At 57.2% G+C, this 6,183-nt stretch carries 9 protein-coding genes; 3 read left to right on the top strand and 6 right to left on the bottom strand.

All coding sequences use genetic code 11. The features are described 5' to 3' along the window. The 6 genes from Q0O99_RS17310 to Q0O99_RS17335 all read right to left on the bottom strand — a co-directional run. A partial coding sequence (locus Q0O99_RS17310) for a sigma-54 factor interaction domain-containing protein (protein WP_293753218.1) occupies positions 1-1,027 on the bottom strand: 1,027 nt, incomplete at its 3' end. 339 nt (positions 1,028-1,366) lie between these two features. Further along, positions 1,367-1,597 (bottom strand): hypothetical protein, encoded by a 231-nt coding sequence (locus Q0O99_RS17315; RefSeq protein WP_293753219.1) that lies wholly within the window; start codon positions 1,595-1,597, stop codon positions 1,367-1,369. 70 nt (positions 1,598-1,667) lie between these two features. Then, positions 1,668-1,841, bottom strand: coding sequence for a hypothetical protein (locus tag Q0O99_RS17320; protein ID WP_293753220.1), 174 nt, complete (start codon positions 1,839-1,841; stop codon positions 1,668-1,670). 213 nt (positions 1,842-2,054) lie between these two features. Continuing rightward, positions 2,055-2,987, bottom strand: a complete 933-nt coding sequence (locus tag Q0O99_RS17325) for a flagellin (RefSeq protein ID WP_293753221.1) — start codon at positions 2,985-2,987, stop codon at positions 2,055-2,057. 57 nt (positions 2,988-3,044) lie between these two features. After that, complete coding sequence (locus tag Q0O99_RS17330; protein ID WP_293753222.1) at positions 3,045-3,521, bottom strand: hypothetical protein; 477 nt, start codon at positions 3,519-3,521, stop codon at positions 3,045-3,047. A 395-nt stretch (positions 3,522-3,916) separates the two neighbouring features. Further along, positions 3,917-4,069: a hypothetical protein gene (locus Q0O99_RS17335; RefSeq protein WP_293753223.1), complete on the bottom strand. Its 153-nt coding sequence runs from the start codon at positions 4,067-4,069 to the stop codon at positions 3,917-3,919. Positions 4,070-4,278: 209 nt separating this feature from the next. On the opposite strand from Q0O99_RS17335, the gene Q0O99_RS17340 reads away from it, so the two are divergent. The 3 genes from Q0O99_RS17340 (at position 4,279) to Q0O99_RS17350 (ending at position 6,132) form a co-directional block, all read left to right on the top strand. Beyond that, positions 4,279-4,614, top strand: a complete 336-nt coding sequence (locus Q0O99_RS17340) for a helix-turn-helix transcriptional regulator (protein ID WP_293753224.1) — start codon at positions 4,279-4,281, stop codon at positions 4,612-4,614. After that, positions 4,614-5,903: a type II toxin-antitoxin system HipA family toxin gene (locus tag Q0O99_RS17345; RefSeq protein WP_293753225.1), complete on the top strand. Its 1,290-nt coding sequence runs from the start codon at positions 4,614-4,616 to the stop codon at positions 5,901-5,903. The genes Q0O99_RS17340 and Q0O99_RS17345 overlap by 1 nt, the downstream gene beginning before the upstream one ends. Before the next feature lie 91 nt (positions 5,904-5,994). Continuing rightward, on the top strand, positions 5,995-6,132 hold the full coding sequence (locus Q0O99_RS17350) for a hypothetical protein (RefSeq protein ID WP_293753226.1): 138 nt from the start codon (positions 5,995-5,997) through the stop codon (positions 6,130-6,132). Positions 6,133-6,183: the final 51 nt, after the last annotated feature.

Raw genomic sequence — 6,183 nt, forward strand, 5'->3', positions numbered from 1 at the left:
GCAGCAGCAGTGCTTGGGCTTGTGGGTGCAGTTGCCAAGGTTTCTTGTCGTGTTGCAATAGGCACTGCATGGCCAGCGGGATGATGTCGCCAGGACGCTCGGCCAAGGGCAGCAGGCGCATGCGGAAAGTGGCAATGCGGTAGTACAGGTCTTCGCGGAACTCGCGCTCTGCGATGGCTTTTTTCAGATCTTTGTTGGTGGCGGCCACGATGCGCACATTCAACTGGATGGTGCTTTGGCCACCCAGTCGGGTGAGTTGGCGCTCTTGCAGCACGCGCAGCAGCTTGCTCTGCAGGTGCATAGGCATCTCGCCAATTTCGTCCAGAAACAAGGTGCCGCCCTGGGCTTGTTCAAACAAACCCTTTTGATCGCGGTGGGCGCCGGTGAATGCGCCCTTGTCGTGACCAAACAGCATGTCTTCGATCAGGTTTTCCGGCATGGCGGCACAGTTCAAGGCCACGAACGGACCACGGGCACGGCCAGAAGCTTCGTGCAGCACGCGGGCCAGAACCTCTTTGCCCGAACCGGTGGGGCCGACCAGCAAGGCGGTGACTTCGGCCAGGGCCACTTTTTGGGCCAGAGCCAGCAGGTGCTGGCTGGCGGGGTCGACAAAGACCACGTTGCGTGTAGGCGGGGTGCTGGTGCGACAGGGGTTGGGGTTGAGCGCGCTGTGCAGACGCATCCACGAAGCATTGCGCGTGTCACAGGCGGCCAACACGGCCAGGGCGCCTGACTGACTGGCTTCCACGGCCAGTTCGAGATCTTGGCGCTCGACCCGCGCCACCACGGGGGTGTTCAGCCCGGCTTCTTGCAGGAGTTGCTGAACGGCTTTTAAACGGGTCACGTCCACGCTCAGGTGCAAAACCACCACGGCCGCATCGGCCGCGTGCGACACCAAGCTGTCCAGTGTGTGCACAGGCATCAAGGCCCAGCCGCTGGCATGCAGGGCTTGGCTGTGCTCAGGGCTCAGCGGTTTTTCAGGGTCCAGCCAAAGAGCCAGAGGGGCAGATACAGGAGATGGCTTCACGGTGTGGCCTCACATTCAGATGGAACATGTAAAGCAACCCTTGTGCCAACGTTAAAAATATATAAAAGGCATTTAAAAAAACAAAAAAGAATACTTTTTATTTTTTAATGTTCAGCCAAAAGCTTGACACGTCCAGACGAAAGATTGACAGAGTCGCTTGTCAGGGGCCGCGGGCTGAGACAAGGGGGGCAGCCGGGGTTCGCTCGTCATGGCGCTGGGTGCAGGGTGAGGGCCGGCGGGTGTTTCTGAGCCAGTTCGTCAACAAGAGGCACCGCACATGCGCCAACGGGTCAAACAGCCAAAGGGCCAAAGGGCCAAAGGGCCAGTCCATGCGCAAGCTCACGTGTTTGCAGCACGGGGGGCGATGGTCTTGGCTTCAAAAGATCTGCAAAACTCGCCATCGGTTCGCAGCACTTCAAGACAGGGCAGCACTTTGGTTTGGAAGCCCATGGCGCGGCAGACATAGGGCGTGGCCGGGATGTAGCTCACACCAAAAAAGCGGCATTGCCAGCAGTTGGGGCCACGTGTGGGTCCCGCCGAAGGCGTGGTGAGTTGGGGCAGGGCAGGCAAGGAGTGTCCCGTTCTTGGTCGTGGTGGAACCCGCCTGCAAAGAGGCGGCGCATGGCGGGTGTGGGATGGCTCAGTCGCGCAGCAAGTCCAGCACGGTGGCCAGGTCCAGATTGGCCTGCGCTGCCACGGCCAACTCGGGCGTTGTGGTCAAGCCCATGGCCGACAGCTGGCTGTTGGCTTTGGCGCACATGGCCACCAAGAACTGGCGGGTGGCTTCAGGTGTGTGGTGGGCAATCGGGGTCATGGTTTCTCCGTTCAGGGGCGGTCTGGTTTGGGGCGGCTTTGCAAGGCTGGTGCGGGCTGACGGGGCGAGGCCCTGTCAACAAAACGTCGGTCTTTTGCAAAGCCAGCGCTGTTCATGGTGGTTTGCAAAAGCTGTGCCAGAAAGCCTTTGGACGGACGAAAAAAAACCTGCAAACCCATCGGGCTTGCAGGCTTTGGCACGGGCCTGGGGTGCTTAGCCTTGCAGCAACTGCAGCACCGATTGGGGTGACTGGTTGGCTTGCGCCAGCATGGCGGTGGCCGCTTGCGAGATGATTTGCGTGCGCGCCAATTCGCTCGAAGCCTTGGCGTAGTCGGTGTCCATGATGCGGCTGCGAGACTCGGTGGTGTTTTGCGCCACGTTGGTCAAATTGTCCAACGCATAGGTCAAGCGGTTGATGACTGCACCGTAGGTGGCGCGTTCGTCCGTGATTTTTCCCAATGCGGCATCCAGGCGCGTCATGGCGGTGCTCGCATTGCTCACTGAGGTGATGTCGGTGTCATTGAGCCTTGCGGTGCCACTGAAAATTTGTGTGGCGGCTGGAACAGTTGCGGTGTCGGGAATGCCAGCGGCGGTCATGGGGATGGTGAAGTCCTTGAGCTGAGCGCTGATGGTTTGATTGGCGTTGGAGCCGACCTGGAACTTGATGTTGCGCAGCTCTGTACCTGCCGTGGCGGGTGCGGCCAGCGTGCCGCCCGTGCCGATGGTCGTGTTGTTCATGATGTTCATCCCGTTCCATTGCGTGTTTTGCGCAACGCGGTTGATCTCTTGCATCAATTGGCCATATTCCAGATTCAGGGACGTTCTGTCAGAGGCGGTGTTGGTGTCGTTGGCCGCCTGAACGGACAGTTCGCGCATGCGCTGCATCATGTTGGTGACCTCAATCAAGGCACCTTCAGAAGTTTGCAACAGCGAAATCCCGTCGTTGGCATTGCGCACAGCCTGGTCCAAACCACGGATTTGGGCCGTCATGCGCGATGAAATCGCCAGGCCTGCGGCATCGTCTGCTGCGCTGTTGATGCGCGTGCCCGTAGACAACTGTTGCAAGGCCGAGGCCAAGGCATCGTTGTTTTTGTTCAGCGCGTTTTGTGAAACCAGCGACTTGATGTTGGTGTTGATGACAGACATGGCTGTGAATCTTTATAAAGAGGTTTCAGTGGAATGGATGGCGGTCGATCAGGGTGCTCAGTGCATCTGGGCCGATGCGGCCACGGGCACTTGCGCGCAGACCAGCTCTTGCAGCGCCAAAAATTCTTCAAGCAAGTTGGTGTCGGTGGGGTGGGCTGCCATGGCCTGCTGGGCCGCTTGCAATGCCTTGCCGGGTTCGCACTGGCAGCGCAGCACCCGAATCAGATGACGCCAAGTGAGCGGCGTGGCCGCTTCGCCCTGGGTATCGACCAGCTTGTGCAGCAACTCTTCAGCAGCGGTCCAGTCTTGCTGAATCTCGGCCAGCAAAGCACTCATGGCCAAAATATCTTCGCTCTCGGGGTACAGGCTTTGGCCTGCAGCAGCCAAGGCATTGGCCAGAGGAATTTGATCGGCCGCGACCAAGTCGGCCATGGTTTGGCGGATCTCGGCGGCAGAAAAACGCGAGACGTCCCGCTCGCTGAGCATGTGACCGATGGCCGCCTGCGACAGCAGGGCTTGGTAAAGGGATGTCATGGAGGGGTCTCCTGGAGAAGGGTGTCAAAATTTCGGTGGCACATGGCCAAAACCGAGGTTGAACCCTTTCAAGCAAACTGCGTGCCAGTATTTCTTTAGCTGTTTTTTGACTTTATTTACAGGTGAATCCCTGGAAATCGAAAAAATGCTGCAGAAATGGACCCCTAAGCGGCAAAAAACTGGTTTTTAACGACCGCCAGCCGCCATCCTTTGCCGACATCCCATCAAAACGGCAGCCCCAGTCCCACGTCTGGCCACAATGCCTGGAATGGGGCGTCCTTCAAAACGGCCACATTCAATCGGCGCAAAAAGTTTGCATTCACCGTGCCAGAGGCCGTATTCGACGCGATTGAGAGCGACTGACAAAGCTTGTTTGCGCGTCATTGATGGGAAGGTCAGATGGCAAGAGCTGCAATGCCTTTGGCGTCAATGAGCTGAAGCAGTTTTGCTGCAGCACCACCGGGGTGTTTACCCGAGGCCGGCGACTCCCACTTTTGTACGGTAGAAGGGCGAACATTGAGAAAGCCCGCAAAAACGGTCTGACTCATCTTGGCTTTTTTCAGCCGAATTTGTGCGACCCGCGCTGGGCTGTACACAGGCGGAGGCGTGCACAAAGCTTTGATGCTGGCCAGATCGTGAGCCGAAAGCACATCGTGCTTGCTGCGTGCAATCCCCAAGTCAACTTTTATGTTTTAAAAGTTTAATCACTCATATATGTATTTCTAAATAATTTAAAACAGCATAAAATTTGTTTTAAATGAAATATCTGTCCCCGCCACCATTGCCCGTCTCGCGCAGCCTGACCCGACTCGGTCAGGCGATTTCGCTGGCGCGCAGGCGCAGGCACCTGACACAAGAAGATCTTGCGCAGAGGATCGGCGCTTCTGTCCACACCATGCGGCGCATGGAGGCTGGCCACCCGGGCACCGCCATGGTTCATCTCGCCAGGGCCTTGCAGGTATTCGGGGAGCTGGACAAGCTCAATCAATTGCTCGACACGGCGCAAGACACCATGGGTCTGACCTTGATGGATGAAAAGTTGCCCCAGCGCGTGCGCAAGTCTCGTAAATCACCAGAATCAGGGGCGTTTTGATGGCCACAAAACCTGCTGTTAAACCCACCGCCAGGCAAACCCCCGCCCGCACCCAGATGAATGTCTTTTTGGGCAAGGCAGACAAGCCGGTGGGGCGGCTCATCTTCGTCAAAGACGGTCAAAGAGAATATTCTCAATTCGCCTACAGCGACGATTGGCTGGCAGATGCCCAGTTCTTCGATGTCTCGCCAGACCTCAACCGCCAAAGTGGCTACCAACTGCGCAAACCACCGACCCCAAACGACACCTGCTTTTTCTTGGCCCTGGCCGACACCGAGCCGGACGCGTGGGGACGGCGTGTGATCGCACGCGCACATGCCAAGGCCCGTGCCAAAGAAGCGTCACTGGGGCAATTGACCGAAGCGGACTACCTCGCTTGCGTGGATGATTTCAGCCGGGTGGGCGCACTGCGGCTGCGAGATGAGAACGGGCACTTCGTGCGCAGGGTGGCCGATGGCGCGCGTTCTACACCTGCGTTCCTGGAGTTGGAAAAAATCCTTCTTGCTTCTCGTGCGGTTGAAGCCAGCGTAGAAACTGCCGAAGACTTGGCCTACCTTCAGGGCAAAGGAACCTCCCTTGGAGGCATGCGCCCCAAATGCACCATCCTGGATTCAGATGGTGCTTTGTCATTGGGCAAGTTTCCCAGCGTGAACGATGAACGCTCTGTCACGCGCGGCGAAGTGCTGGCACTGCGACTTGCCCAGCTGGCAGGCATTGACACCGCGCAAGCACGGGTCGTGATGGTTCAGGACCAAGCAGTTGCGTTGATTCGCCGCTTTGACCGCACGCCGGAACAAAATCGCATCCCCTACATCTCTGGTGCCACGCTGTTGCAAGCCAACCGCAACGATGAACATGCGTACACGGAAATCATCGATGTGATGCGCTCCAAGTGCGAGAACTTTGCCGAAGATGCCAGGCAATTGTGGCGACGGCTGGTGTTCAACCACCTGATCACGAATGTCGACGATCACCTGCAGAACATCGGGTTTCTGTACAGTGGCAACAACCAGTGGCGACTGGCACCGGCGTTTGATTTGAATCCTTTTCCTGACAAAGATCGGGAATCTAAAACCTGGCTCAGCGAAGACAGCGGTCCGATCACCTCGACCCAGCAACTCCTGGTTCAAGCTGCCCGTTTTGAGTTGTCGCAGCCACAAGCGCAATCCATCCTTAAAGAAGTGGCTGAGGCGGTCAGCCAATGGAAAGATGTGGCCACCTCAGCAGAGGTTGGGCTGCAATCGCAGGAGCTCAATGACTTCAGGCCTGCGTTTGAGCGCCACATCTGATCAGCAGCTACCACGCTGAGGGAGTTGCTTATCCTCACATGTCTTTGTATTTTTCCTTTGTTGGTATAAAATTTTGTACGCGGGGGTGTGAATGGATAAAGACAAAGATAAGGATAAAAATAAAGATAAAGAGATCCGCTGGGTTGGTTCTTCCTACGATGATCTGGTGGGGTTTCCTGACGAGCCGCGTTATCGCGCCGTGGTCAACACTATTGATCCGGCACGCTGAAGTTTGAATTTTTTGAACCGTCACCCCGTAGGTCGGTGGCTTTAGCCCCGA

This window comes from Limnohabitans sp. Rim8, assembly GCF_945901735.1.
Lineage (GTDB): Bacteria > Pseudomonadota > Gammaproteobacteria > Burkholderiales > Burkholderiaceae_C > Limnohabitans_A.

Coding starts and splice junctions, on each gene's coding strand:
- Q0O99_RS17340 (WP_293753224.1), top strand. CDS start 4,279: ATGAAATATCTGTCCCCGCCACCATTGCCCGTCTCGCGCAGCCTGACC.
- Q0O99_RS17330 (WP_293753222.1), bottom strand. CDS start 3,521: ATGACATCCCTTTACCAAGCCCTGCTGTCGCAGGCGGCCATCGGTCAC.
- Q0O99_RS17320 (WP_293753220.1), bottom strand. CDS start 1,841: ATGACCCCGATTGCCCACCACACACCTGAAGCCACCCGCCAGTTCTTG.
- Q0O99_RS17350 (WP_293753226.1), top strand. CDS start 5,995: ATGGATAAAGACAAAGATAAGGATAAAAATAAAGATAAAGAGATCCGC.
- Q0O99_RS17335 (WP_293753223.1), bottom strand. CDS start 4,069: ATGAGTCAGACCGTTTTTGCGGGCTTTCTCAATGTTCGCCCTTCTACC.
- Q0O99_RS17345 (WP_293753225.1), top strand. CDS start 4,614: ATGGCCACAAAACCTGCTGTTAAACCCACCGCCAGGCAAACCCCCGCC.
- Q0O99_RS17325 (WP_293753221.1), bottom strand. CDS start 2,987: ATGTCTGTCATCAACACCAACATCAAGTCGCTGGTTTCACAAAACGCG.